The organism is Ilumatobacter sp. (assembly GCF_965215205.1).
GTDB lineage: Bacteria > Actinomycetota > Acidimicrobiia > Acidimicrobiales > Ilumatobacteraceae > Ilumatobacter_A.
Window position 1 is genome coordinate 3,279,083 of sequence record NZ_OZ244049.1, and the last position, 22,028, is coordinate 3,301,110.

At 70.2% G+C, this 22,028-nt stretch carries 28 protein-coding genes and 1 pseudogene; 4 read left to right on the top strand and 25 right to left on the bottom strand.

What is annotated here, in order from left to right; all coding sequences use genetic code 11:
- The 19 genes from rpmD to rplC are packed head-to-tail and all read right to left on the bottom strand — an operon-like array spanning position 1 to position 9,438.
- Entirely contained in the window at positions 1-327 is a 327-nt protein-coding gene (gene rpmD, locus ACOOHC_RS15255) for a 50S ribosomal protein L30 (RefSeq protein WP_420451257.1), read from the bottom strand.
- Positions 327-998, bottom strand: a complete 672-nt coding sequence (rpsE, locus tag ACOOHC_RS15260; protein ID WP_420451258.1) for a 30S ribosomal protein S5 — start codon at positions 996-998, stop codon at positions 327-329. Before rpsE ends, rpmD begins: the two co-directional genes overlap by 1 nt.
- A complete protein-coding gene (gene rplR, locus ACOOHC_RS15265; RefSeq protein ID WP_420451259.1) occupies positions 998-1,363 on the bottom strand; it encodes a 50S ribosomal protein L18 in 366 nt (121 codons plus the stop codon). Before rplR ends, rpsE begins: the two co-directional genes overlap by 1 nt.
- Positions 1,364-1,365: 2 nt before the next feature.
- Positions 1,366-1,908 (bottom strand): 50S ribosomal protein L6, encoded by a 543-nt coding sequence (gene rplF / locus ACOOHC_RS15270; protein WP_420451260.1) that lies wholly within the window; start codon positions 1,906-1,908, stop codon positions 1,366-1,368.
- 4 nt (positions 1,909-1,912) lie between these two features.
- Entirely contained in the window at positions 1,913-2,314 is a 402-nt protein-coding gene (rpsH, locus tag ACOOHC_RS15275; RefSeq protein WP_420451261.1) for a 30S ribosomal protein S8, read from the bottom strand.
- Between the two features lie 21 nt (positions 2,315-2,335).
- Positions 2,336-2,521: a type Z 30S ribosomal protein S14 gene (locus ACOOHC_RS15280; RefSeq protein ID WP_420451262.1), complete on the bottom strand. Its 186-nt coding sequence runs from the start codon at positions 2,519-2,521 to the stop codon at positions 2,336-2,338.
- A 30-nt stretch (positions 2,522-2,551) separates the two neighbouring features.
- Positions 2,552-3,178, bottom strand: a complete 627-nt coding sequence (rplE, locus tag ACOOHC_RS15285) for a 50S ribosomal protein L5 (RefSeq protein ID WP_420451263.1) — start codon at positions 3,176-3,178, stop codon at positions 2,552-2,554.
- Complete coding sequence (rplX, locus tag ACOOHC_RS15290) at positions 3,178-3,480, bottom strand: 50S ribosomal protein L24 (protein ID WP_420451264.1); 303 nt, start codon at positions 3,478-3,480, stop codon at positions 3,178-3,180. Before rplX ends, rplE begins: the two co-directional genes overlap by 1 nt.
- Positions 3,481-3,482: 2 nt before the next feature.
- Complete coding sequence (gene rplN / locus ACOOHC_RS15295) at positions 3,483-3,851, bottom strand: 50S ribosomal protein L14 (protein ID WP_420451265.1); 369 nt, start codon at positions 3,849-3,851, stop codon at positions 3,483-3,485.
- A 10-nt stretch (positions 3,852-3,861) separates the two neighbouring features.
- Positions 3,862-4,191: a 30S ribosomal protein S17 gene (rpsQ, locus tag ACOOHC_RS15300; RefSeq protein WP_420451266.1), complete on the bottom strand. Its 330-nt coding sequence runs from the start codon at positions 4,189-4,191 to the stop codon at positions 3,862-3,864.
- Positions 4,188-4,406 carry a 50S ribosomal protein L29 gene (gene rpmC / locus ACOOHC_RS15305; protein ID WP_420451267.1) on the bottom strand — a complete coding sequence of 73 codons (219 nt, stop codon included), beginning with the start codon at positions 4,404-4,406 and terminating at the stop codon, positions 4,188-4,190. The genes rpsQ and rpmC overlap by 4 nt, the downstream gene beginning before the upstream one ends.
- Positions 4,406-4,822 (bottom strand): 50S ribosomal protein L16, encoded by a 417-nt coding sequence (rplP, locus tag ACOOHC_RS15310; protein ID WP_420451268.1) that lies wholly within the window; start codon positions 4,820-4,822, stop codon positions 4,406-4,408. The genes rpmC and rplP overlap by 1 nt, the downstream gene beginning before the upstream one ends.
- A gap of 5 nt (positions 4,823-4,827) precedes the next feature.
- Positions 4,828-5,721: a 30S ribosomal protein S3 gene (rpsC, locus tag ACOOHC_RS15315; RefSeq protein ID WP_420451269.1), complete on the bottom strand. Its 894-nt coding sequence runs from the start codon at positions 5,719-5,721 to the stop codon at positions 4,828-4,830.
- Entirely contained in the window at positions 5,721-6,620 is a 900-nt protein-coding gene (gene rplV, locus ACOOHC_RS15320; RefSeq protein ID WP_420451270.1) for a 50S ribosomal protein L22, read from the bottom strand. Before rplV ends, rpsC begins: the two co-directional genes overlap by 1 nt.
- Complete coding sequence (rpsS, locus tag ACOOHC_RS15325; RefSeq protein WP_420451271.1) at positions 6,620-6,898, bottom strand: 30S ribosomal protein S19; 279 nt, start codon at positions 6,896-6,898, stop codon at positions 6,620-6,622. Before rpsS ends, rplV begins: the two co-directional genes overlap by 1 nt.
- Before the next feature lie 27 nt (positions 6,899-6,925).
- Positions 6,926-7,765 (bottom strand): 50S ribosomal protein L2, encoded by an 840-nt coding sequence (gene rplB / locus ACOOHC_RS15330; RefSeq protein ID WP_420451272.1) that lies wholly within the window; start codon positions 7,763-7,765, stop codon positions 6,926-6,928.
- A 19-nt stretch (positions 7,766-7,784) separates the two neighbouring features.
- Positions 7,785-8,072, bottom strand: coding sequence for a 50S ribosomal protein L23 (gene rplW / locus ACOOHC_RS15335; RefSeq protein WP_420451273.1), 288 nt, complete (start codon positions 8,070-8,072; stop codon positions 7,785-7,787).
- Positions 8,069-8,788: a 50S ribosomal protein L4 gene (rplD, locus tag ACOOHC_RS15340; protein ID WP_420451274.1), complete on the bottom strand. Its 720-nt coding sequence runs from the start codon at positions 8,786-8,788 to the stop codon at positions 8,069-8,071. The genes rplW and rplD overlap by 4 nt, the downstream gene beginning before the upstream one ends.
- A gap of 2 nt (positions 8,789-8,790) precedes the next feature.
- Entirely contained in the window at positions 8,791-9,438 is a 648-nt protein-coding gene (rplC, locus tag ACOOHC_RS15345; protein ID WP_420451275.1) for a 50S ribosomal protein L3, read from the bottom strand.
- Between the two features lie 359 nt (positions 9,439-9,797).
- On the opposite strand from rplC, the pseudogene ACOOHC_RS15350 reads away from it, so the two are divergent.
- A pseudogene (locus tag ACOOHC_RS15350) lies at positions 9,798-9,986 on the top strand (Rdx family protein); the annotation flags it as partial.
- A gap of 69 nt (positions 9,987-10,055) precedes the next feature.
- Here the strand turns inward: ACOOHC_RS15350 and ACOOHC_RS15355 are convergent.
- From ACOOHC_RS15355 to fusA, 6 genes are all read right to left on the bottom strand, one after another.
- A complete protein-coding gene (locus tag ACOOHC_RS15355; protein WP_420451276.1) occupies positions 10,056-11,699 on the bottom strand; it encodes a fused MFS/spermidine synthase in 1,644 nt (547 codons plus the stop codon).
- Between the two features lie 49 nt (positions 11,700-11,748).
- On the bottom strand, positions 11,749-12,942 hold the full coding sequence (locus ACOOHC_RS15360; protein ID WP_420451277.1) for an alpha/beta hydrolase: 1,194 nt from the start codon (positions 12,940-12,942) through the stop codon (positions 11,749-11,751).
- A 68-nt stretch (positions 12,943-13,010) separates the two neighbouring features.
- Complete coding sequence (locus ACOOHC_RS15365; RefSeq protein WP_420451278.1) at positions 13,011-14,144, bottom strand: S1C family serine protease; 1,134 nt, start codon at positions 14,142-14,144, stop codon at positions 13,011-13,013.
- Positions 14,145-14,269: 125 nt separating this feature from the next.
- On the bottom strand, positions 14,270-14,581 hold the full coding sequence (gene rpsJ, locus ACOOHC_RS15370; protein WP_420451279.1) for a 30S ribosomal protein S10: 312 nt from the start codon (positions 14,579-14,581) through the stop codon (positions 14,270-14,272).
- An 18-nt stretch (positions 14,582-14,599) separates the two neighbouring features.
- On the bottom strand, positions 14,600-15,784 hold the full coding sequence (tuf, locus tag ACOOHC_RS15375) for an elongation factor Tu (protein WP_420451280.1): 1,185 nt from the start codon (positions 15,782-15,784) through the stop codon (positions 14,600-14,602).
- Between the two features lie 94 nt (positions 15,785-15,878).
- The gene (gene fusA / locus ACOOHC_RS15380) at positions 15,879-17,987 is read right to left on the bottom strand and encodes an elongation factor G (RefSeq protein WP_420451281.1); all 2,109 of its coding nucleotides are present in this window, start codon (positions 17,985-17,987) and stop codon (positions 15,879-15,881) included.
- Between the two features lie 260 nt (positions 17,988-18,247).
- Here fusA and ACOOHC_RS15385 point away from each other — a divergent pair, with 260 nt between their 5' ends.
- Genes ACOOHC_RS15385 through ACOOHC_RS15395 form a run of 3 tightly spaced genes read left to right on the top strand, consistent with a single transcriptional unit; the run spans position 18,248 to position 22,028 of the window.
- On the top strand, positions 18,248-19,096 hold the full coding sequence (locus ACOOHC_RS15385; RefSeq protein WP_420451282.1) for a hypothetical protein: 849 nt from the start codon (positions 18,248-18,250) through the stop codon (positions 19,094-19,096).
- Positions 19,093-20,319 (top strand): toxic anion resistance protein, encoded by a 1,227-nt coding sequence (locus ACOOHC_RS15390; protein WP_420451283.1) that lies wholly within the window; start codon positions 19,093-19,095, stop codon positions 20,317-20,319. Before ACOOHC_RS15385 ends, ACOOHC_RS15390 begins: the two co-directional genes overlap by 4 nt.
- Positions 20,316-22,028 carry a vWA domain-containing protein gene (locus tag ACOOHC_RS15395; protein ID WP_420451284.1) on the top strand — a complete coding sequence of 571 codons (1,713 nt, stop codon included), beginning with the start codon at positions 20,316-20,318 and terminating at the stop codon, positions 22,026-22,028. Before ACOOHC_RS15390 ends, ACOOHC_RS15395 begins: the two co-directional genes overlap by 4 nt.

The following is a 22,028-nucleotide window of genomic DNA, read 5'->3' on the forward strand; positions in this document are numbered from 1 at the left end:
TCACTCCTCCTCGTCGTCGCCGACGCCGTCGTCGCCCGCGAAGGCGACGACCTCGTCGGCCTGCTCGGTGGCGGCCTCGTCGACGACGGCCTCGACCGCCTCGTCGACGGCCTCACCGGACTCGTTGGCCTTGTCGCTGCCCTGGGGACCGTCCGCTCCGATCGCGATCAGGTGCGGAACGCGGGCGATCATCCCGCGGATCTCGGGGCGGTCGGGCAGGGTGTTCGTCTGCCCGATCCGCCCGAGCCCGAGCGCCCGCAGGGTGCCGCGGTGCTTGGGCTTGGTGCCGATCGCGGAGCGCGTCTGGGTCACGTGGATCTCGGCCATCACTTCACCCCGGTCCCGGCGACGGCCTCGGGGACGTCGGAGGTGTCGCCGTCGGACTCGCCGGCGGTGCGTGACGTGGTCACGCCCGAGCGGTCCTTGTTGGACTCGTTGTACGCGTCGAGCAGGCCCCTGGGCACGAACTCGTCGGCGTGCAGGCCGCGTCGCTTCGCGACGTCGTCGGGACGCTGCAGCTGCTTGAGCCCCTGGATGGTCGCACGCGCCACGTTGATGTGGTTCGCCGAGCCCAGCGACTTGCAGAGCACGTCGTGGACGCCGGCCTCCTCGAGGATGACGCGGGCGGCTCCGCCCGCGATGACGCCGGTACCGGAGGCCGCGGGCTTGATCAGCACGCGCCCGCCGCCGGTGCGGCCGAGCACCTCGTGGATGATGGTGCCGCTGGCCATCGGCACGGTGAACAGGTTGCGGCGCGCCTCCTCGGTCCCCTTCTGGATCGCCAGGGGCACCTCCTTGGCCTTGCCGTAGCCGAGGCCGACACGGCCGTTGCCGTCGCCGATCACGACGAGCGCCGTGAACGAGAAGCGGCGACCGCCCTTGACGACCTTGGCGACGCGGTTGATCGTGATGACCCGCGACTCGCGCAGGCCGTCGGGATCGGGAGCGCGCTCGCGACCTCCGTCGCGGCCTCCACGGTTGTTTCCTCCGAAACCCATCAGAACTCCAGTCCTGCGTCACGTGCAGCAGACGCCACGGCCGCGATGCGTCCGTGGTAGGCGAAGCCACCACGGTCGAACACGACCGAGGTGATGCCGGCGGCGTTGGCCCGCTCGGCGACGAGTCGTCCGACCGTCGAGGCGGCGTCGACGCTGGCGCCCGACGACGAGCGCAGGTCGGCTTCGGTGGTCGACGCGGCCGCCAGGGTCTGCCCGGCGTCGTCGTCGATCACCTGCACCGAGAGGTGCTTGTTCGAGCGGAACACCGCGAGGCGCGGGCGCGCCGCGGTCCCGTGGATCTTCTTGCGCACGCGGCGGTGGCGTCGGATGCGGCCCTCGCGTCGTGCTCGTGCGATCTTGGTCATCGTTACTTCTTCCCTGCCTTGCCGGCCTTGCGCACGATGCGCTCCCCGGCGTAGCGGACTCCCTTGCCCTTGTAGGGCTCGGGCTTGCGGAGGCTGCGGATGTTGGCGGCGACCTGCCCGACCACCTCGTTGTCGATGCCGGTCACGATGACCGACGTCTGCTGGGGCACCTCGAACACGATGCCCTCGGGGGCCTGCACGTCGATGGTGTGGCTGAAACCCAGGTTCATCCGCAGCTTGTTCGGGCCCTGCTGCTCGGCGCGGTAGCCGACGCCGTGGATCTCGAGCTCCTTGCGGAAGCCCTGCGTGACGCCGAGGACCATGTTGTTCACCAGGCTCCGGGTCAGCCCGTGCAGCGCCTTGGTCTCGTTCTGCTCGTCGGGACGGGTCACCGTCAGGGTGTCGCCCTCCTGGGAGATCCCGATGTTGCCCGGGATCGCACGCTCGAGGGTGCCCTTCGGGCCGGTGACCGACACGCGCCGGCCGTCGACCTTCACGTCGACGCCCGAGGGGACGGTGATGGGGGACTTGCCGATACGGGACATCAGATCACCAGACGTAGCAGAGGATCTCGCCGCCGACCTTGCGCTTGCGCGCTTCGCGGTCGGTCATGAGACCGTTCGAGGTGGACAGGACGGCGACGCCGAGGCCGCCGAGGACGCGTGGGATCGCGTTCGACTTGCGGTACACCCGCAGCCCCGGCGTGGAGATGCGCCGCAGCCCGCTGATCGTGCGGTCGCGCTCGTCGGAGTACTTCATCTGGATGGTCAGCACCTGGCCGGGGCCGGTGGTCGAGTCGGCCGTGTCGAAGCCGGAGATGTACCCCTCGGCCTGGAGGACCTCGGCGAGGGCGACCTTCTGCTTGGAGGACGGCATGCGCACCTCGTCGTGCATCGCGGTGTTGGCGTTGCGGACGCGCGTGAGCATGTCGGCGATGGGATCAGTCAGCATGGTGGATCGATTCCTTTCCGCTCACCACGAGCTCTTGGTCAGTCCGGGGATCTCGCCGGCGTGAGCGAGCTCGCGCAGGCAGAGACGGCACAGGCCGAACTTGCGGTACACGGAGCGGGGACGGCCGCAGCGCCGGCAGCGCGTGTACGCGCGCACCTTGAACTTCGGCTTCTTGTTGGCCTTGTTGATGAGTGCTTTCTTCGCCATGTCAGCTCACTTGCTCGTTCCGGGCCCGGGTCACTTGCTCTTCTTGCCGTACTGGGGGCGCTTGCGACGCTTCTTGCGCGGTGCGTTCGCGGCGTCGTCGCCCTTCTTGAAGGGGAAGCCGAACGCGTCGAGGAGCGCGTAGCCACCCTCGTCGGAGATCGCGGTCGTCACGATGGTGATGTCCATCCCCCGGGGGTGGTCCACCTTGTCGGGGTCGATCTCGGCGAACATCGTCTGCTCGTTGAGACCGAAGGTGTAGTTGCCCTGCCCGTCCCACGAGTGCGCGGGGAGGCCGCGGAAGTCACGGATCCGGGGGATCGCGACCGAGATCAGGCGGTCGAGGAACTCCCACATCCGGTCGCCGCGCAGGGTCACCTTGGCGCCGATCGCCTGGCCCTCGCGCAGCTTGAAGTTGGCGATCGACTTGTTCGCCTTGGTCACGATCGGCTTCTGACCCGAGATGACCGTGAGGTCCTCGATCGCCGCGTCCATCAGCGAGGGCTGCGACGCCGCGCGGCCCATCCCCATGTTGATCACGATCTTCTCGAGCCGCGGCACCTGCATCACGTTCTCGATCGTCAGCTCGTCGCGGAGCTTCGTCGCGATCTGGTCGTTGTAGCGCGCCTTGAGGCGCGGGAGGGTTGCGGTGTCTGCCATCAGATCTCCTCACCGGACGGGCGGGCGACGCGCACCTTCGTGCCGTCGTCCGCGACCTTGTAGCCGACGCGGACCTTGGATCCCTTGTGCACGAGCATCACGTTGCTCGCGTCCATCGGCATGTCCTTGTCGATGATGCCGCCCTGCTCGTTGGCACGGCTGGGCTTCGAGTGCTTCGAGGCGGTGTTGATCCCCTGCACGACGATCTTGCCCGTCTTCGGGTACACGTGCTCGATCTCGCCCTGGCGGCCCTTGTCCTTGCCCGTGATGACCTCCACGGTGTCGCCCTTGCGCAACTTCATGGTCACAGCACCTCCGGTGCGAGCGAGACGATGCGCATGAAGCGCCGGTCGCGCAGCTCGCGCCCGACCGGGCCGAAGATGCGCGTGCCTCGCGGGGTCAGGTCGTCCTTGATCAGGACGGCCGCGTTCTCGTCGAAGCGGATGTAGCTGCCGTCGGGGCGGCGCTTCTCCTTCTTGGTGCGGACGACGACGCACTTGACGACCTCGCCCTTCTTGACGCCTGCGCCGGGCATGGCGTCCTTGACGGTCGCCACGAAGATGTCGCCGATCGAGGCGTAGCGGCGGCGCGTGCCACCGAGCACCTTGATGCACAGCACTTCCTTGGCTCCGCTGTTGTCCGCGACGCGCAGTCGCGATTCCTGCTGGATCATGACGCGTCCCTCACTTGGCGCGCTCGAGCACATCGGTGATGCGCCAGCGCTTGTTCTTGCTGATCGGACGGGTCTCCATGACGCGGACCTTGTCGCCGACGTTGACGTCGTTGGTCTCGTCGTGGGCGTGCAGCTTCGTCGTGCGCAGCACCATCTTGTTGTACTTCGGGTGCGGGACGCGCGAGACGACGGCCACGACCGCGGTCTTGTCCATCCGGTCGGACACCACGGTGCCCTCGCGGATCTTGCGCGCCTTGCGCTCGGTGCCGCCGCCGGGGGCGTCGGCGCTCGGGGCGTCGGCGTCGCGGGTGTCGGCGTTCTGGGTGTCGGTGTCGCTCATGCTCGTCCTGCTTCTGCCGCGTCGATCTCCTTGGCGCGGATGAGGGTGTTGATCCGGGCGATCTGCTTGCGGACCTTGCCGATCTCGGCGGTGTTCTCCAGCTGACCGGTGGCGTTGCGGAAGCGCAGGTTCAGCGCTTCCTGCTTGGTGGCCTTCAGCTCGTCGACGAGCTCGCCCATCGACAGCTCGGCCAGGTCGCTCTTCGAGCCCGCCATCAGACGATCTCCTCTCGCGTGATGATGCGTGCCTTGATCGGGAGCTTCTGGATCGCCTTGTTCAGCGCGATCCGAGCCGTCTCCTCGTCGGGGAACGAGAGCTCGAACAGGGTGCGGCCGGGCTTGATGACGGCGACCCAGAACTCGGGGTTGCCCTTGCCCGAGCCCATGCGCGTCTCGGCCGGCTTCTTCGTGACCGGCTTGTCCGGGAACACGTTGATCCACACCTTGCCGCCGCGCTTGATCGCACGGGTCATGGCGATTCGGGCGGCCTCGATCTGGCGGGCGGTGAGCCAACCGGGCTCGAGGGCCTGGATCCCGTACTCGCCGAAGCTGAGCCCGGAACCACCCTTGGTGAGCCCGCGGGTGCGGCCTCGGTGGTGCTTGCGGTGGGCGACCTTGCGGGGCATCAACACGGCGCTCAGCCCTCCTGTCCGTCGGTGGTGGTGGGGGTGGCGGACGCCTGCTCGCCGCCGATCGACGACTCCTCGGCGATCAGCTTCTCGAGCTCGGGATCCGCCTCGCGCACGAGGGGTTGGGTCTCCGCGGCCGGAGCCTCGGTGGGGGCTCCCGGTCGGCTCGACGACGACACGACCTTGCGGGGACCGCCCGGGGCGCCCTGACCGGACGTCTCGCCGACGGCCATCGCCGCCTCGCGCTGGATCTTGTCGTCGTTCACGGTCTTGTACGGGGTGATGTCGCCCTTGTAGAGCCACACCTTCACCCCGACCCGGCCGGCGGTGGTCTTCGCCTCGCGCATGCCGTAGTCGATGTCGGCGCGCAGGGTGTGCAGCGGGACGCGGCCCTCGCGGTACCACTCGGTGCGGCTCATCTCGGCGCCGCCGAGGCGACCCGAGCACTGCACCTTGATGCCGAGCGCTCCCGCCCGCTGGGCGTTCTGCACGGCGCGCTTCATCGCCCGCCGGAAGGCGATGCGGTTGATCAGCTGGTCGGCGACGCCCTGGGCGATCAGCGCGGCGTCGAGCTCGGGGGACTTGATCTCGACGATGTTCAGCTGGATCTTCTGGTTGCCGGTGATCTCGGTGATCATCTTGCGCAGCTCGTCGGCCTGGGCGCCACGACGACCGATCACGATGCCCGGGCGGGCGGTGTGGACGTCGACGCGCAGCTTGTCGCGCGTGCGCTCGATCTCGATCCGGCTGATCGCCGCCGACTCCAGCAGCGTCATGATCCGGTCGCGGATCTTCCAGTCCTCGGTGAGGTACTCCTTGTAGTCGCGCTCGGAGAACCAGCGGGACTTCCAGTCGGTGGTGATCCCGAGTCGGAACCCGTAGGGGTTGATCTTCTGTCCCATCAGTTCTCCTCCGCCTCGTCGGCGGTCTCGTCGGCAGCCGCGTCGGCTGCGTCGTCGGCGTCGTCGGCCGTGTTCGATCCGGGCGCCGAGAAGCCGGCCGCCTCGGCCGATTCGACGGTGTCGAACCAGACCTCGGCCTTCGTGGCGTCGTAGTAGCGGCTGTCGGGGGTGTGGTACAGCATCGAGCCCGAGTTGCCCTTGATCTCGTGGCCCGCGGGGGCCTCGCCGTCGTCGGTCGCCTCGATCGAGCCGGGCCACTCGCCGGCGGCGGGGGCCGCGTCGGACTCGGTGCCGGCGGTCCGGTCGCTCGTCACCTGGTCGCTGGTCGGTCGGTCGTCCGCGGTCTCGTCGCCCGCTGCGGCGGCGACCTCGTCGACGCTCGGCTGCTCGGCGGCGGCCTGCTCGCGGCTGCGCTGGACGCGCGCCCGACGGCTCGACGACGCCGACTGCGGACGGCCGCTCGCCGCCGCGCCACCCTGGCGCTCGCGGCGGGCCTGGACCACCGACAGGCGATCGTCGCTCATGCGGCCGACGATCACGGTGATGTGGCAGGTCCGCTTGTTGATCCGCGTCGCACGGCCGCGCGCCCGGGGCCGGAACCGGCGCAGGGTCGGTCCCTCGTCGGCGAAGCACGCGACGACGAACAGCTCCTCCGCGTCCTGCGCGTCGTTGGCGATCGCGTTGGCGACCGCCGAGGCGAGCACCTTGCGCACGTCGTGGGCGATGTGGCGGTCGGTGAACTGCAGGACCTCGTCGGCCGACAGCACGTCGAGGCCACGGACCAGGTCGAGCACCGCTCGCGCCTTGGAGGCCGAGCTGCGGACGTACTTGGCGGTGGCCTTGGTGCCCGAGCGCTCGCCGGCGACGAACGACCTCTCGTTGAGCTTGGGACCGGTCATCAGCGCCTCACGCTCCGCTCCATGCCGGCGTGGAACTTGAAGGTGCGCGACGGGCTGAACTCACCGAGCTTGTGACCGACCATCGACTCGGTGACGTACACCGGGACGTGCTTGCGGCCGTCGTGGACCGCGAGCGTGTGGCCGACCATGTCGGGGATGATCGTGCTGCGTCGCGACCAGGTCTTGATGACCCTGCGCTCGCCGGCGGCGTTCTGCTCGTCGATCTTGCGGAGCAGGTGCTCGTCGACGAACGGGCCCTTCTTGAGACTGCGTGCCATGGGTGCTTCCCTTCTTCGCCCGGCGCGTCAGCGCCGGCCGCCCTTCCCGGTGCGACGACGGCGGATGATCAGCTTCTGCGAGCTCTTCTTCTTGTTGCGGGTGCGGCTCTCGGGCTTGCCCCACGGGGACACGGCGGGACGACCGCCGGAGGTGCGACCCTCGCCACCGCCGAGGGGGTGGTCGACGGGGTTCATCGCGACGCCGCGGGTCTGGGGGCGCTTGCCCTTCCAGCGGTTGCGGCCGGCCTTGCCGATCTTGACCAGCTCGTGCTCGGAGTTGCCGACCTCGCCGACGGTGGCACGGCAGTCGATCATCACCCGGCGCATCTCGGTGGAGGGCATGCGGAGGGTCGCGTAGTCGCCCTCCTTGGCCACGAGGCGCACGGCCATCCCGGCCGAGCGACCGATCTTGCCTCCGCCGCCGGGGCGCAGCTCGACGTTGTGCACGGTGGTGCCGACCGGGATGTAGCGCAGCTCCATCGCGCAACCGGGCTTGATGTCGGAGCCCTGCCCCGAGGTGATCCGGTCGCCGACGTTGAGGCCGCGCGGGGCGAGGATGTAGCTCTTCTCGCCGTCGAGGTAGTGGAGCAGCGCGATGCGGCAGGTGCGGTTCGGGTCGTACTCGATCGCGGCGACCTTGGCGACGACCTCGTCCTTGGTGCGGCGGAAGTCGATGATCCGGTACTGCTGCTTGTGACCGCCGCCGCGGTGGCGGCTGGTCTTGCGCCCGTGGGCGTTGCGGCCGCCGGAGCGGGTCTTCTTCGCGAGGAGCGACCTCTCCGGCGTCGTCTTCGTGACGTCGCCGAAGTCGTGGCTCGTCTGGAAGCGACGTCCGGGGCTGGTGGGCTTGCGTGTGCGGATGGCCATGGTTCGTTCCCTCCCTGGCTCAGTTCTCGAACAGCGGGATCTCGCCCGCCGCCAGGGTGACGATGGCGCGCTTGGTCGCCGCGGTGCTGCCGACGCGGTTCGTGCCCCGCGTGCGCTTCTTCTTGCCCGGGCGGTTCAAGGTGTTCACCTTGAGCACCTCGACGCCCCAGATCGACTCGACCGCGTCGCGGATCTCGGGCTTCGAGGCCGAGGTGTGCACCTGGAACGTGTACACCCCCGCCTCGATCAGGCCGTAGCTCTTCTCCGAGACCACGGGGGCGATGATGATGTCGCGCGGATCCTTCATCGGGACTCGTCTCCTTCGATCGCAGCTGCGCCCGCCGGCGCGCCGGCGTCCGTTGTCGCGGTGTCGTTCGTCGCGGTGTCGTTCGTGGCGCTGGTGGCCGCGGTGCCGCTGGGCAGCGAGGCCTCGGTGAAGACCACCCAGTCGCTGCACAGGACGTCGTAGGCGTTGAGCTCGCTCGGCTCGATCACCTGCACGTTCGGCAGGTTGCGGAAGCTCAGCCGGGCGTCGACGTCGTCGCGACCGAGGACCACGAGCACCTGCCCCTCCACCGAGAGCGCGTCGAGCGCCTGACGGGCGAACTTGGTCTTCGGGGTGTCGAACCCCCACGAGTCGACGACGACCACGCGGCCCTCGGCGGCGCGGTCCGACAGCGCCGAGCGGGTGGCGAGGCGGACCATCTTCTTCGGCGTCTTCTGCGCGTAGTCGCGCGGCTTGGGGCCGAGCGCCACCCCGCCGCCGGCGTACTGCGGCGCGCGGATCGAACCCTGGCGGGCGTTGCCGGTGCCCTTCTGGCGGTACGGCTTGGCGCCGCCGCCACGGACCTCGGAGCGCGTCTTGGTGCTCTGGGTCCCGGCGCGACGCGCCGCGAGCTGGGCGGTGACGACCTGGTGCATCACCGAGACGTTCGGCTCCAGGCCGAAGACGTCGGCGTCGAGCTCGACGGTGCCGGCGTCGCCACCGGAGGAGGTCCTGGTCGTGAGCGTGAGTTCGGCCATGGTCAGGCCCCCTTCCCGGCGAGCTTGACGGCGTTACGGACGGTGACCACGCCGCCGGCGGGGCCGGGCACGGCCCCCTTGATCAGCAGCACGTTGCGCTCGGGGTCGGAGGAGACCACCTCGAGGTTCTGCGTGGTCACGGTCTCGTGGCCCATGTGGCCCGCCATGCGCATCCCCTTGAAGACGCGCGCCGGGAAGGCGCACTGGCCGATGGCACCCGGCTTGCGGTGGACCTTGTGGGCGCCGTGCGAGGCCGGACCGCCACGGAAGTTGTGGCGCTTCATGACGCCCGCGAACCCCTTGCCCCGGCTGGTGCCGGTGACGTCGACCCGGGATCCGGCGGTGATCTGCTCGACGGTCAGCTCCTGGCCGACCTCGAGGCCGTCGACCGAGTCGAGGCGGAGCTCGACGAGGCGCTTGCCGGGGGCGACGCCCGCGGCGGCGAAGTGGCCGGCCTCGGGCTGGTTCAGCTTCTTCGCGTCCTTATCGCCGTAGGTGACCTGGATGGCGGTGTAGCCGTCACGCTCGGAGGTCTTGATCTGGACGATGCGCATGGGGTCGACGCGCACGACGGTGACGGGGACCACACGGTCGTCCACCCACGTCTGCGTCATCCCGACCTTCTCGCCGACGATCGCTTGTTGTGCCATGAGGCGGTGGTCCTTCTCGTAGTCCGAGGTGGGCGGGGTCCGACGGGCGGTGCGCCGTCCACGGAAAAGCTCCGCATCACGACGACAAGACGACGCGAGGCGGAGCCGGAGACTCGGTTGTGCCGGATGGTTCCGGTCCCGATCGGTGCGGGACGGCCTCGCCGGACGTCGGTTTGCGGGGTGTTCTGGTGGCCGGGATGCCTCCCGGTCACGGCGTACGCGATGCTACGGAGGCGGGGCGGTGCTTCCAACGCTGCCGTCGCGCCGATTCTCGTGGCGTCCCCGCCACGAGGCCCTCGTAGGGTGAGGTGGTGGACATCTCCATCACCTACTGCGTCCCTTGAGACTACTCGGCCCACGCCGTGCGCGTGACCGAGGAGCTGCTCACCGCCCGCCAGCACGACATCGCCTCGCTGACCCTGGTCACCGGGTCGAAGGGGGTGTTCGACGTCGTCGTCGACGGTGACCTGGTGTGGTCGAAGGCGGATCACGGGCGCCAGGCCGAGCCCGGCGAGGTCCTCGCCGCCCTCGACGCCCACCGCAGCTGACGATCACCACGTCACGCCCGGTGCGAGCCGGAGGAGTCGTGCGCCGCGGTGCTGCTCGGGGCCGTGGGCTCAGCGCGAGCGGGCGATCAGCTGGTCGACGGGAGCGTGGTCGTCGGTGATCACCTCGGCACCGCCGAGGTAGGGCTCGAGGTCGGGCCCGGCCACGATCTCGCCGACCCGCTCGGCCGTCGTGCGGCCGTCGGCCTCGCCGGGGTCGTCGCTCGGGTCGACGTCGGCGACGAGGCGCCGCTCGAGCGCACCCACGTCGATCGGCGACGGGCTGGCGACGATCACCGAGTTGCCGCTGCGCCCGGCCACGATCCCCGGACCGCGCACGACCACCACGTGGTCGAACACCGCCGCCGCCGTCGCCGCCTCGGCACGCAGGAACGCCTCGGCGGAGCCGTCGATCACGTTCGCGGCGTACACCCCGTCCGGGCGCAGGACCCGGTCGATCTCGCGGAGGAACTCCTCCGTGGCGAGGTGGAACGGCACCGCCCGGCTGCCGAACGCATCCCCGATCACCACGTCGGCCGAGTCGTCGGAGCGGTCGTCCATCGCGAGGCGCCCGTCGCCGACCACGATCTCGACGTCGTCGCCGCGCTCGAAGTCGATCCGCTCCTCGACCAGGTCGACGAGGTCGCCGTCGATCTCGAGGATCGTCTGGTCGCTGCCCGGGCGGGTGGCGCGCACCTGTCGGGGCACCGTGAACGCCCCTCCCCCGAGGTACAGCGCGTCGATGGGCGTGTCCGCCCCGTCGACGGCGACGTCGATCGCGTCGACCAGGCGGCGGATGTACCAGAACTCGAGCACAGCGGGGTCGTCGAGGTCGACGTAGCTGTGCCGGAGGTCGTCGAGCAGCAGGGTGCGCCCCGACTCGTTCTCCGGGTCCTGGAGCACCGCGGCGCAGTAGTAGGCGGTCTGGACCTCGCAGGGCGAGTCGATGCCGACCGCACCGAGCAGCGCGACGACGGCGAGCCCGGTCGCGGCGAGCAGCTCGCGCGGCTCGGACGTCGCGTCGGGCGCGCCCCCGTCGGGGTCGGCGACCCCGTCGCGCCCGCGCCCGCGAGCCCCCGCCCGCGTCGTCGCCCACAGCACCAGCCCGGAGGCGACCAGGAGGATCCCGACAGTCACGATCAGCGTCGTGACCGCGGCCGCCGCGACGAGCACGTAGCCGGTGAAGAACGTCCCGAACAGGGCCCCGGCGGTCCCCCACGCCGAGAGCCGGCCGACGGTCGAGCCGGTGGTCGCGAGATCGAGCAGCTGGAGCTTGACCACGGCGGGGGGCACCGCGCTGAGCACCGTCGCCGACGGCAGGAACCCGAACGCGGTGAGCACGAGGATGCGCGGACCCGCACCGGTCCCGCTCCCCGAGCCGAGGACGCGCACGATCGGGATGGTCGCGATCGCCAGCGCGCCGCCGACCACGAGCAGGATCGGGATCAGGCGACGGGGGTCGACGTGGTCGGCCGCGACCCCGCCGGCCCAGGCCCCGAACGCGATGCCGGCGAGGATCGTGCCGATGATCACGGTGAAGGTCTCCAGGCTGACGCCCACGTACGGGGCGAGCAGGCGTCCGGCGAGGATCTCGAGCACCAGCACCGCCGCCGAGGTCGACGTGACCAGGGCGATGGCGAGCCAGGCCGGGAGGGGCCGAGGCGTCGCAGCGCCCGACGTCGCTCCCCGACCGTCGGCGCGGTCCTGCTCGATCACGCGCAGCAGGCTACGGGTGCGGGCGGGCGGTCGAGGCGCGCCCGGGCGATCAGGGGTAGCGGGAGGCGAGCCAGTCGGCGACGTGCGCCATCGCCTCGGGGCGGTCCCCCTCGAGGTAGTGCAGCGCGCCCTCCATCTCGACGTAGGTCACGTCCTCGGCGCCCGCGGCGGCGACGATCTCGGCCGCCTGGTGGAGGCGGATCTCGGTGTCGGCGGTCGGGTGCACGAGCAGGGTCGGGACCGTCACCCGCGGCATCGTGTCGGCGAGCTTGGCGTGGCTGGACAGACCCGACCAGGTGCTCAGCCACCCGCGCGCGGTCATCGTCCGGGCGAGGCCGCCGCGCCCGTGGTTCGCGTCGAACGGGTCGGGGAAGGCGAACAGCGACCCCATCGCCCGGTCGTCGGGATCGATCGACAGGTCGAGGTACGCCGGGTCCGCGAGGGTGCGGTAGATCGTGAGGTACCGGGTCGACACGGCGCGTCGACGCAGCTCGCGCCAGCGAAGCGGGTCCGTCGTCGGGTCCGTGCGCCTCATCTCGGGGGCGGCGTCGGCCGCGTCCTCGATCGAGCGGCGGGCGATCGCGTCGATGCGCGCCACGCGGTCGCGCTGGGCGCGTCGGTAGCGCTCGAGCCAGTCGGGGTCGTAGGTGCAGGGCTCGGGCCACGGGCGCCACCCGTTGTCGGGGTGGTACATGTCGAGCTCGTCGACGGTGGCGGACGGATCCTCCTCGTCGGCCACCGACGGATCGATCACCTGGAGCATGAACACCCCCTCGCCGGGGTGCGCGGCCACGCCGACCCACCCGTCGCCGATCCCCAGCTCGGCGTTGGCCATCGCCATCAGCGAGCCGCCCCCGGAGTTGCCGAGCAGGACGACGGCCTCGGCGCCGCGGCGCACCATCTCGTCGTGGGCGGTGCGCACGTCGGTGATGCAGTTCTCGTGGAGGCAGTCGGTGTCGTTCTTCATGTAGCGCGTGCCGAAGCCGAGCACGGCGTAGCCCGCCGCGGCGAGCAGCGGGCAGGCGTAGTGCACGCTGAAGTCACCGCGCGGGTGCGACAGGATGACGGCCGTGCGCCACGGGGTGCCGACCGGCGGGGTCCACAGCACACCCGTCACGAGCGCTCCGTCGGGCGACACCATCCGCACCGCCTCGCGCCGCACCTCGACGCCCGGGTCGTCCTCGGGCAGCGGCCAGTAGCCGGATCCGAGGGGTCGGGTCGCTCCGAGCATCACGTCGTCCATCGGGAGCGACGGTACGACATCGACCCGCGACGCCTCCGGTCGCGCTCCGGGCCGACTCGACGGCTCCGTCAGCCCTCGGGGCGTGCGGTGAGGGTGACGTCGAGGTCGACCTCGGAGTCGGCGCGCACGATGGTCACGGTGACCTCGTCGCCGGGCTGCTTGTCACGGATCGCGGCGATCAGCGACGACGACCCGTCGGTGGCGGCGCCGTCGATGCCCACGACGAGATCGCCGACCTCGACGCCGGCGGCCTCCGCCGGGGTGCCCTCCTCGACGCCGGTGATGATCACGCCCTGGCCGCCGTCGACGCGGTCCTCGAGGTTGACGCCGAGGAACGCCTCCTCGCGCACCTCCCCGTCGGACTGGGCACGGAGGGCGTCGACGATCGGCAGCGCCTCGGAGACCGAGATCGCGAAGCCGACGTTGGTCGCGGTGAACACCGCCGTGTCGCGTGCGACCGCGGTGTTGATCCCGACGACCTCGCCGGCCGCGTTGACGAGCGGCCCGCCGGAGTTCCCGGACGAGATCGCCGCATCGGTCTGGATGAGCCCGTCGAGGTACACGTCGCCCTGTCCGACGCTGCGGTCGAGCGCGGACACGATGCCGAGGGTCACCGAGGGGTCGCCGTCGAGGCCGAGGGCGAAGCCGATCGCCATCACGTCGTCGCCGATGCGCACGCTCCCGGGGTCGGCGAACGTGGCCTCCTCGTATCCGTCGCCGCCGATGCGCAGCAGCGCGAGGTCGTTGCCGCGATCGCTCGCGAGCACGGTCGCCTCGCGGGGCTCGGACTCGCCGGCGAGGCGCACCCGCACGACGCGCGCCCCGTCGACGACGTGGGCGTTGGTGAGGATCTCCCCGTCGTCGGTGACGATGACCCCGGTGCCGAGCGAGACCCCGCCGCCGATGTCGGCGGACACGGTGACCGTGGACGGGCCCACGTGCGCGGCGACGACCGCGACGTCGAGGCGGTTCTCGAAGCCCGGGCGGGGTGAGGCGATGTCGATCGCCTCACCCGACGGGCGGGTCGGCGGCCGATCGATCCAATCGACGACCTGACCTCCGAAGATCGCCCCGGCCAGCCCGCCGAGCCAGGCGACGAGACCGACCAGGCCGACGAGCGCGAGCGTGCGCTGGCGCCGCCGGGGCGGTTCGGGGGATCCGACGGGGCGTCGACCGGGTGGAGGTGGCGGCAGAGCGGCCATCGGTGCTGTCTACTCGCACGGGGCGGGGTCGCGCCCGGCGGGTCGGATCCTTGCCCGTTCCTTCACATCCACCCGTCGGACGGGCGGTGCGCGCATCGCCGAGCGGCGAGCGCGCACCGCTCGGTTCAGGACTGGATCTTGATCTCGATGTCGACGCCCGCGGGCAGCTCGATGCGCTGCAGGGAATCGATCGTCTTGTTGTTCGGGTTGACGATGTCGATGAGGCGCTTGTGGATGCGCATCTCGAAGTGCTCCCGGCTGTCCTTGTCGACGTGCGGGCCACGGATGACCGTGTAGCGGTGCTTGTCGGTGGGCAGCGGGATCGGCCCGCGCACCGTCGCGTCGGTGCGCGTCACCGTCTCGACGATCTTCTTCGTCGACTGGTCGATGATCTCGTGGTCGAACGCCTTCAGGCGGATGCGGATGTTCTGTGCCATGTCGTCAGTCCGTCCCGGTCACTTGTTGATCTTGGTGACGCGGCCGGCGCCCACGGTGCGGCCACCCTCGCGGATCGCGAACCGCAGACCCTCGTCCATCGCGATCGGCTTGCCCAACTCCACCGTCATCTCGACGTTGTCACCCGGCATCACCATCTCCGTCCCCTCCGGCAACTGGATCGTCCCCGTCACATCCGTCGTCCGGAAGAAGAACTGCGGCCGGTAGTTGTTGAAGAACGGCTTGTGACGACCACCCTCATCCTTGTTCAAGATGTACACCTGACCCTCGAAATCGGTGTGCGGCGTGATGCTCCCCGGCTTGCACAACACCTGACCCCGCTCGACCTGCTCCTTGTCGATGCCACGCAACAGAGCACCGATGTTGTCCCCCGCCTGACCCTCATCGAGCAACTTGCGGAACATCTCCACCCCGGTGCACGTCGTCTTCTGCGTGTCCCGCAACCCCACGATCTCGATCTCGTCACCGGTGTGCACGATCCCCTGCTCCACCTTGCCCGTCACCACCGTGCCACGACCCGTGATCGTGAACACATCCTCGATCGGCATCAAGAACGGCTTGTCCAGATCACGCTCCGGGTTCGGGATGTTCTCATCGCACGCCGCCATCAACTCCATCACCTTCTCCTGAGCATCAGCGTCCCCCTCCAACGCCTTCAACGCCGACACGTGCACCACCGGAGCATCATCACCCGGGAACTCGTACTCCGTCAGCAGCTCACGCACCTCCAGCTCCACCAACTCCAACAACTCCTCGTCGTCCACCATGTCCGACTTGTTCAACGCGCACACGATGTACGGCACACCCACCTGACGCGCCAACAACACGTGCTCACGCGTCTGGGGCATCGGACCGTCCGTCGCCGCCACCACCAAGATCGCACCATCGACCTGCGCAGCACCCGTGATCATGTTCTTGATGTAATCCGCGTGACCCGGCATGTCGATGTGCGCGTAGTGACGGTTCTCCGTCTCGTACTCGATGTGCGAGATCGAGATCGTGATCCCACGCGCCTTCTCCTCCGGCGCCTTGTCGATCCCCGCGAAATCGGTGAACTCCGCCAACCCACGATCCGACAGGGTCTTCGAGATCGCCGCCGTCAACGTCGTCTTCCCATGATCGATGTGACCCATCGTCCCGATGTTCACATGGGGCTTGTTGCGCTCGAACTTCGTCTTGCTCATCGCTGTCTTCTCTCTGCTTCTTCGTCGTTCACGCCCCCGGATGGAGGACGCAGGTGGGTTGTCAAGGGTCGGGGTGCGGAGCCGGCTCGGCGGCTCACTCGCCGCGGACCCGCTTCACGATCTCCTCCGCGATGTTCGACGGCACCTCCTGGTACTTGTCGAACTGCATCGTGTACGTCGCACGCCCCTGGGTGCGCGAGCGGAGGTCGGTACTGTACCCGAACATCTCCGACAGCGGGACCTCGGCGTTGACGACCTGGGTGTTGCCCCGGGCCTCCATGCCGCCGACGCGGCCACGGCGGCTGGACAGGTCGCCCATCACGTCGCCCATGTAGTCCTCGGGGGTCACGACCTCGACGGCCATGATCGGCTCCATCAGCACGGGCTTGGCCATCTCGGCGGCCTTGCGGAACGCCTGCTGGCCGGCGAGCTTGAACGCCATCTCCGAGGAGTCGACGTCGTGGTACTGGCCGTCGACCAGCTCGACCTTGACGTCGACCGTCGGGTAGCCGGCGAGCACCCCGTTGTCCATCGCGGCCTCGAGGCCCTGGTTGGTCGGGTTGATGTACTCGCGTGGGATCTTGCCGCCGGTGATCTTGTCCTCGAACTCGTAGCCGCCGCCGGGGTTCGGGAGCATGTTGATCCGCACCACGGCGAACTGGCCCGACCCGCCCGACTGCTTGATGTGGCGGTACTCGACGTTGGTCACCTCCTTGGTGACCGTCTCGCGGTAGGCCACCTGCGGCTTGCCGACGGTGGCCTCGACCGAGAACTCGCGCTGCATGCGGTCGACGAGCACCTCGAGGTGCAGCTCGCCCATCCCCGAGATGACCGTCTGGCCGGTCTCGTGGTCGGTGCGGATGCGGAACGTCGGGTCCTCGTCGGACAGCGACTTCAGCGCCTTGCCGAGCTTCTCCTGGTCCGACTTCGTCTTCGGCTCGATCGCCACGTGGATGACCGGCTCGGGGAACTCCATCCGCTCGAGGATCACCGGGTTGTCGCGCGTGCACAGGGTGTCACCGGTGGTGACCTCCTTGAAGCCGAGGCCGGCGACGATGTCACCGGCCATCGCGACGTCGAGGTCCTCGCGCTGGTTCGAGTGCATCAGCAGGATGCGCCCGAGCCGCTCGCGGTTCTCCTTGGTGGAGTTGTAGACCTCGTCGCCCTTGCTGATCTCGCCGGAGTACACGCGGAAGTAGGTGAGCTTGCCGAACGGGTCGGCGACGATCTTGAACGCGAGCGCCGCGAAGTCCTCGTCGCGCGGACCGCGGGTGACGTCGTTCTCCTCGCCGCCGCGCATCTCGATGCCGTGGGCGGCCTCGACGTCGAGGGGGCTCGGCAGGAAGTCGACGACGGCGTCGAGCATCGGCTGCACGCCCTTGTTCTTGAACGCCGAACCGCACAGGATCGGGACGAAGTCGTTGGCCAGCGTGCCCTTGCGGATCGCCGCCTTGATCGCGTCCTCGGAGAGCTCCTCGCCCTCGAGGTAGGCGTTCATCAGGTCCTCGTCCTGGGTGGCGATGGTCTCGAGCATCTCCTCGCGGTACTCGTTCGCCTGGGCGATCATGTCGTCGGGGATGTCGACCGTCTCGTACTTCGCGCCGAGGTCGGTCTCGTCGGTGTCGCGCCACAGCAGCGCCTTCATCTTGACGAGGTCGACCAGGCCCTCGTACGCCTTGACCGCCTCGGGGCCGCCGGCGCCCACCGGGAGCTGGACGACGAGGGCGTTGGCCTGGAGGCGGTCCTTGACCATCTCGACCGTGCGGTAGAAGTCGGCGCCGATGCGGTCCATCTTGTTGACGAAGCACATCCGCGGCACGTTGTACTTGTTGGCCTGTCGCCAGACGGTCTCGGTCTGGGGCTCGACGCCGGCGACCGAGTCGAACACGGTCACCGCGCCGTCGAGGACGCGCAGCGAGCGCTCGACCTCGATCGTGAAGTCGACGTGGCCCGGGGTGTCGATGATGTTGATGCGGTGGTCGGTCCACACGCAGGTCGTCGCGGCCGACGTGATCGTGATCCCGCGCTCCTGCTCCTGGGCCATGTGGTCCATGGTCGCGGCGCCGTCGTGGACCTCACCGATCTTGTAGCTCTTGCCCGTGTAGTAGAGGATGCGCTCGGTCGTGGTGGTCTTGCCGGCGTCGATGTGCGCCATGATCCCGATGTTGCGGGTTCTCTCCAGGGGAAACTCTCGCTTGGCCATGCTTGGTCCTACTTCCGAACTGCTCTTCTACTCTCAAGGGGCGGTCACCTCGGCCGCTGCGAGGCGGTGCCGGGCTCCCGATCGGGACGCCGACACGGCGGATCAGTGTACCGCCGCCGGGTCCGCCGCCACCTGGGGTGACGGGTGTTTCCGCGGCTCGCGAGCGGTGCGGGAGCCGACTCCGGCTCGCGTCGGCGTGGCCGCCGGGTGCCGGGCGACCGCCGGGCCGACGAGCGGTATCGTGGGGTGATCGTGTCCGGATGTGCAGCGCCCCGCCGGGGCTCCTCGTCGCCGGCGCCCGAGCGCGCACCACGCCGATGAGCGCCCCCGGCCCGAGACCGTGGTGGCGAGCGGTGCTCGCGTACCCGCCGACGTGGATCGCCGCGGGCGTCCTCGCGGTCGCCGTGTGGGCGCTGGTGGCGCTGCTGCGGCCTCCGGGCGCGCTGATCGCCGCCGTGGTCGTGGTCGCCGTCGCGGCGGCCGTGGCGTGGCCGGTCACGATGTCGGCGACGGGCACCCTGGCCGACCTGCAGTTCGCGATCCCGCGGGTGCGCGACATCGACCCCGCCGAGCTCGACGCGCTCGCCGCCGAGCTGGCCACCCTCGACGACCCCCAGCCCGCCGAGCAGCTCGCTGCCCTGCGCCACAAGCGCGCCGCCCTGGTGGCCGTTCTCGATCGTCGCCTCGACGCGGGGGAGCTGACCTACTCCCGCTACCTGGCCACGGCGCAGCAGGTCTGCGACGCCGCGCTCGACAACCTGCGCGAGGTGGCGGTCGCGTCGGCGGGCGTCCGCTCGATCGACCAGACCTACATCGATCGCCGCCTCGCCGAGCTCTCCGCGGGGTCCGTCGACCACGAGGCCGCCGGTCGCGAGCGCTCGACCCTCGAGCGGCGCGCCGAGATGCGCACCTCCCAGCAGGCGCGCATCGCCCGCTTCATGGCGCAGAACGAAGCGGCGCTGACCTCGCTCGACCGGACCACGACGGCGCTCGCCGACGTGCCGATCGGCAAGCACCCCTCCGACGCCGACGCGGCGATGGACGCGCTCGAGGAGCTCGCCGACCGCGCGAGCATGTACGCCGACGACCCCACGAAAGGCTCACCATGACCGACGCCGTCCCGACGGGCACCGCGCAGCGCCCCCCGCTCCGCCTCGCCCTCGACGTGCCCACGACGGAGGCCGAGCTCGAGCTCCCCGAGCCCGACCCGGGTGACGAGCTGCGTGCCCACGCCCGCGACCAGGTCGACCAGCTGCTGGCGGTCGACCCGGCCGACCAGGCGTCGCGCGACGCCGCGCGCGACGCCGTCGACTCGATGGGGCGCGACCTGCAGCAGCGCGCCGCCACCCGCAGCCGGATGCTCCAGGCCCCGCTGCGCGACCTCGGGCGCAGCGCGCAGGACGGCGGACCGGTGGCGAACTCGCTCGCCGACCTGCGCATCGAGGTCGAGAAGCTCGACCCGTCGGGCCTCGACACCGATGCGGGTTGGTTCACCCGGGCCGTCGGGCGGATCCCGGGCGTCGGCACCCCGCTCAAGCGCTACTTCATGCGCTACGAGAGCTCCCAGACCCAGATCGACTCGATCGTGTCGTCGCTCGAGGCGGGCCGCGACACCCTGGCGCGCGACAACGTGACCCTGGGTGCCGACCAGCAGCAGATGCGCGAGCTCACCGTCGCCCTCGCCGAGCAGGTCGCCCTCGCGCAGGCGCTCGACGCCGCCGTCGCGGAGCGCCTGGCGGGGGAGATCGGCCCGGACGACCCCCGGCGGGCGTTCGTCGAGGAGGACATCCTGTTCGCGATCCGCCAGCGCACCATCGACCTCCAGCAGCAGCTCGCGGTGAACCAGCAGGGCGTGCTCGCGACCGAGCTGGTGATCCGGAACAACCGCGAGCTGATCCGCGGCGTGGACCGAGCGCTCGACGTCACGATCAGCGCCCTGCAGGTCGCCGTGACCGTCGCGCTCGCGCTGGCGCACCAGCGGATCGTGCTCGACAAGATCGAGGCGATCAACGCCACGACGTCGGAGATGATCGCCGGCACCGCGGCTCGGCTGCGCACGCAGGGCACCGAGATCCACCGGCAGGCGTCGTCGACGATGCTCGACATGGAGTCGCTGCGCTCCGCGTTCGACGACATCGAGGCGGCGCTCGACGAGATCTCGCGGTACCGCCGCGAGGCGCTGCCGACGATGGCGGGTTCGATCCTCGAGCTCGACCAGCTCGCCGAGCGCAGCGAGGAGTCGATCTCGCAGCTGGAGCGGGGGCGCACCGCCACCGACCGGCTGACCGCCGGCGGCACCGACGGCTCGAGCAGCGGCGGGGCCGCCTCGTGAGCCGATCGCGCCGAGGCCCGCTCGCACGACGGGCGCGCGTCGCCGTCGCGGCCGTGGTCGTCGGGGTCGGCGTCGCGTCGTGCGGCACCGACGGCGGCGGCGACGAGCCCCTGTCGTCGCAGGACGCGACGACCCGGCTGAACTCGCTCGTCGACGAGATCGGGTGGGTCGACGACCCGATCACCCGCAGCGCGTCGATCCCTCCTCCGACCGGAGCGGACCTCGCCGACACCCTGCCCCCGATCGACGAGTTCCCGATCGTCGTCGAGGCCCCGCCGACGGCCGACGCGGTCGTCGAGGTCTTCGCGTCCACCGAGAAGTCGGGGACCGGCACCGACGGCTGGATGGTCGAGGCCGCCGAGGGGTTCAACGACGCCGGGGTGGCCCTCGCCGACGGGAGCACCGCCGCGATCGACCTGCGCAGCATCGCGTCCGGTACGGCGTACCAGTTCATCGCGAGCGGGACCGAGATCCCCGGCGGCTTCAGCCCGTCGAACCAGCTCTGGGTCGAGATGGCGGCCGAGTTCCAGCCCGTCACCGAGATCCGCCCGTCGACGGTGCCCAACGTCGCGGGGATCGTGATGAAGACGGCGACCGCCGACGAGCTGCGCGCAGCGTCGGGCGAGCTGACCGCGGCGACGCTCGTCGACGCGGTGATCGCCGGCGACCTCGTGATGGGCTACACCGACCCGTTCGCATCCAGCACGGGGCTCAACTTCCTCGTCACGGTCCTCGACGCGATCGCCGACGGCGACGAGTCGCGCCTCACCGACCCCGACGTGGCCAGCGTGTTCGAGCAGTTCCAGCGCCAGGTCCCGTTCGTCGCGCTGACGACGCTGCAGATGCGCGACTCGGTCGAGAACGACACCGGGACGCTCGACACCTTCGTCATGGAGTACCAGACCTACGTCCAGACCGACTCGCTGAGCTCGGGCTACGAGTTCATCCCGTTCGGGGTGCGCCACGACAACCCCCTCGTCGCGGTCGGCGACGTGACGGCGGAGCAGACCGAGGTGCTCGAGGCGTTCGCCACCTTCGCCGAGGGCTCGGAGTACGCCGAGCTCGCCACCGAGTACGGGTTCGACCCGCCTGCGCACACCCCCGACGTCGACGTCCCCTCGGGCTCGACGCTGATCGACGCGCAGGCCGTCTGGAAGGACAAGAAGGACGGCGGACGACCGGTGTCGACGGTCTTCGTCGTCGACGTCAGCGGCTCGATGGAGGGCACCCGGATCAGCTCGCTGCGACGGGCGATGCTGTCGGCGCGCGAGTTCGTCAAGCCCGCCACCCGCGTCGGTGTGGTCGAGTTCAGCACGCAGGCGGCGATGCGCCTCCCGATCGGCGAGTTCGACCTCAACCAGCAGGCGCGCTACGCCGCGATCGCGGAGGACCTCAGCCCGGGCGGGGGGACGGCGATGTACGACGGGATCGTCCTCGGGCTGTCGATGCTGCGTGCCGAGTCGGCGGTCGATCCCGACCTGAAGACGATCCTGGTCGTGCTGACCGACGGCGAGACGACCGACGGCCTGGGCTTCGACGAGGTCGACGAGGTCATCGCCGGGCTCCGCATCCCCGTCTACACCGTGGGGTTCGAGGCCGACCTCGACGAGCTCGGCCGCGTGTCGTCGCTGGTCGAGGCCGCGAGCATCGACGCCAGCGAGGACGACGTGGAGTTCAAGATCGCGGCGCTGTTCAACGCGGGTGGGTGA